Genomic DNA, 3,251 nt, shown 5'->3' on the forward strand with positions numbered 1-3,251 from the left:
TCAGGTGAAGAACAAGCCGCGAAGAGCAATGTATGACAGGGTTCCTGTTATCGTTCCGCCCAAAGCGTGCAGCGCAGTATAATTTCTGCGGCGGCGCGAAATTTGTAACAGTCTGTATCAATGTGTCGAAACCGAAACCGGCTTGAAACACGGCAGTACGCTGTGTTTTTAGGCAAAGATGGTACGAAGAGACACGGCAGAGGCGCATCCCGCCTCTTTCGCCTGACCAACAAACGGGCGAGCCAGCAAGAAGCGAGGCATCGCTCACCGATTTTTCTTGGGAGGAAATTTATGCTAACGAATTCCCGTCGCGGCGTGCGCGCCGTTGCCCTGTCGACCGTCTTCGTCGGGGGCCTCGCCGCCTTCGCCGCAGCCGCCCAACCGCAAGCCGAAGTGCTGCATTATTGGACCTCGGGCGGTGAAGCGAAAGCTGCCGCAGCCCTGAAGGCCGATTTCGAAGCCAATGGCGGTAAATGGACCGATAACGCCGTCGCCGGTGGCGCAGGCGATGCGGCCATGACCGTGCTGCGCAGCCGCGTTCTGTCGGGGGATCCGCCCGCCGCCGCCCAAATCAAAGGCCCGAATATTCAAGATTGGGCCAAGCAAGGCGCGCTCGGGAATCTGAACAAGGTTGCTGCTGCCGAAAACTGGGACAAGGTTCTGCCGCCGCAGATCACCAGCATCATGAAGTACAACGGCAATTACGTTGCCGCCCCGGTGAATATTCACCGTATCGATTGGTTCTGGGCGAACCCCGCCGTTCTCGCCAAGGTCGGCGCGACCGCAGCGCCGAAGACCTGGGACGAGTTCAACGCTTTGGCCGAAAAGCTGAAGGCCGCTGGGATCACCCCGCTGGCCCACGGCGGCCAAGCGTGGCAGGACGCCACGATTTTCGAAACCGTGGTGATGGGCCTCAATGGCGCGGCTTTCTTCAAGAAGGCCTTCGTTGATCTTGATGATGCGACGCTGCGCAGCGCCGACATGAACAAGGTCTTCGACCAGATGCGCAAGATTCGCGGCTTCGTGGATAAGGATTTCCCCGGTCGTGAGTGGAACGCCGCCACCCAGATGGTCATGAACGGCACCGCCGCCATGCAGATCATGGGCGATTGGGCGAAGGGTGAATTCCTCGCTGCGGGCAAAGTGCCGGGCAAGGATTTCCTCTGCGCGCCGGTCCCCACCCAGGGCGGTTACCTGATGAACGTGGATAGTTTCGCCATGTTCAACGTGAAGGGCGACGATAAGCTTGCCGGGCAACTGCTGCTCGCGAAATTGATCGTGGGCGAAAAGTTCCAAGAAACTTTCAACGTCTATAAGGGCTCGATCCCGGCCCGTCTCGGCGTGCCGATGGATAAGTTTGATAGTTGCGCCGTCAAATCCTCGGACGATCTGAAGGCCTCGATTACCGCAGGCACGCTGGTTCCGTCGATGGCCCATGAAATGGCCACGAACGGCGCGGTGCGCGGCGCGATCCTCGACGTCGTAACCCAGCATTTCAACGGCTCCATGTCCTCGGCCGACGCTTCGAAGAAGCTGGCGGACGCGGTAAAGTTGGCGAAATAAGCCTGTACGCTTCGGGCGGGGCCGCTTTGCCGGCCCCGCCTTTTTTCATTACTCTGTTGGGCCCGCCCGACCGGCGCTGATGCAGCGGCCGGACCCGTGAGGCGATTGTCTGGAGCCCGCCGATGCAATCTTCGCTCAGATCTTCCCTCTCCCGCATTGTCGTCGCGCCGACGTTCTTGCTGGTGCTGGTTTTCGTCTATGGGTTCATTCTCTGGACGGCCTACGTCAGCTTTACCGGCTCGAAAATGCTGCCGAGCTACGAATGGGTCGGGATCGATTCCTACGTGCGCCTTTGGCAGTTCGAACGCTGGCACGTGGCGATTACGAACCTTTTCATTTTCGGGTCGCTGTTTATCGTTATCTGCCTTGCCTTGGGCTGCCTGTTGGCCGTGATGCTGGACCAAAAAATTCGCGTCGAAGGCACTTTGCGGACGATTTACCTCTACCCGATGGCCCTTTCCTTCATCGTCACCGGCACGGCGTGGAAATGGCTGCTGAACCCCGGCACCGGCCTGCAAGCCTTTGTGCGCGATTTGGGGTTCCCCGAATTCACCTTCGACTGGCTGATTAACGAGCAGTTTGCGGTTTATACCCTGGTGATCGCCGCCGTCTGGCAATCCTCCGGCTTCGTCATGGCGCTGTTTTTGGCGGCCTTGCGCGGGGTGGATCAGGAGATCATCAAAGCCGCCTACCTCGATGGCGCCAGCCTGCCGCGCATTTACTGGGGCATCGTTATCCCCTCGATCCGGCCCGTGTTTCTCTCCGCCATCGTCATTCTCGCCCATTTGGCCGTGAAGAGTTTCGATCTGGTGGTAGCGCTCACCGGCGGCGGCCCCGGCTTTGCCTCCGATCTGCCCGCGAATTTCATGTACGAAATGGCTTTCCGCCGGAACCAGATCAACATTGGCGCCGCCAGCGCCGTGATGATGCTGTGTACCGTGATGGCGATTATCGTGCCCTATCTTTACTCCGAACTGCGGGGGGCGAAGCGTGGCTAATCTACAAGATCTTCCCGGCGCACGCGGTCGCTATGCGATTGTCGGCCGCGTCTTCCTTTATGCCGCGCTGTTCCTGTTCGCCGCCTATTATCTGCTGCCCTTGGGCGTGATGGTCTCGACCTCGCTGAAATCGGCGGCGGAGTTGCGCACGGGCTCGCTCATCTCCTTGCCGCGCGATTTCAGCTTCGAAGCCTGGGGCTTTGCCTGGAATAAGGCGAATGTGGGCGTGAACGCCACGGGGCTTGCGCCCTACTTCTGGAATTCGGTGGTGATGGTCGTGCCCTCGGTGCTGATTTCCACCTTCATGGGCGCGCTGAATGGCTACGCCCTGACGAAATGGAAGTTCCCCGGCGCGAACCTGCTGTTCGGCCTTATCCTCTTCGGCAGCTTCATTCCGTTCCAACTGGTGCTGCTGCCCATGTCGATGACCCTCGGGTTCTTAGGCCTGGCGGGCACGACGGCGGGGCTGGTGCTGGTGCATGTGGTCTATGGCCTCGCCTTTACCACCCTCTTCTTCCGCAATTACTACACCTCGATCCCCGATGATCTGGTGAAAGCCGCCACCATCGACGGCGCGGGCTTCTTCCAGATTTTCTTTAAGATCATGCTGCCGATTTCGACGCCGATCATGGTCGTCTCGATCATTTGGCAGTTCACCCAGATTTGGAACGACTTCCTGTTCGGGGCCTC

3 protein-coding genes are annotated in these 3,251 nt (G+C 59.4%); all 3 read left to right on the forward strand.

Annotation, left to right across the window (positions count from 1 at the left end):
• Positions 1–291 precede the first annotated feature (291 nt).
• Positions 292–1,563 (forward strand): ABC transporter substrate-binding protein, encoded by a 1,272-nt coding sequence (locus VZ95_RS11875; protein WP_045776027.1) that lies wholly within the window; start codon positions 292–294, stop codon positions 1,561–1,563.
• A gap of 122 nt (positions 1,564–1,685) precedes the next feature.
• Positions 1,686–2,561 (forward strand): carbohydrate ABC transporter permease, encoded by an 876-nt coding sequence (locus VZ95_RS11880; RefSeq protein ID WP_045776028.1) that lies wholly within the window; start codon positions 1,686–1,688, stop codon positions 2,559–2,561.
• A partial coding sequence (locus VZ95_RS11885; RefSeq protein WP_045776029.1) for a carbohydrate ABC transporter permease occupies positions 2,554–3,251 on the forward strand: 698 nt, incomplete at its 3' end. The genes VZ95_RS11880 and VZ95_RS11885, both read left to right, overlap by 8 nt.

Source organism: Elstera litoralis (assembly GCF_000963705.1).
In the GTDB taxonomy this organism is placed as follows: Bacteria; Pseudomonadota; Alphaproteobacteria; order Elsterales; family Elsteraceae; genus Elstera; species Elstera litoralis.

Bases quoted from the DNA above. Each gene is read 5' to 3' on its own strand.
- VZ95_RS11875 (WP_045776027.1), top strand. From the start codon at position 292: ATGCTAACGAATTCCCGTCGCGGCGTGCGCGCCGTTGCCCTGTCGACC.
- VZ95_RS11880 (WP_045776028.1), top strand. From the start codon at position 1,686: ATGCAATCTTCGCTCAGATCTTCCCTCTCCCGCATTGTCGTCGCGCCG.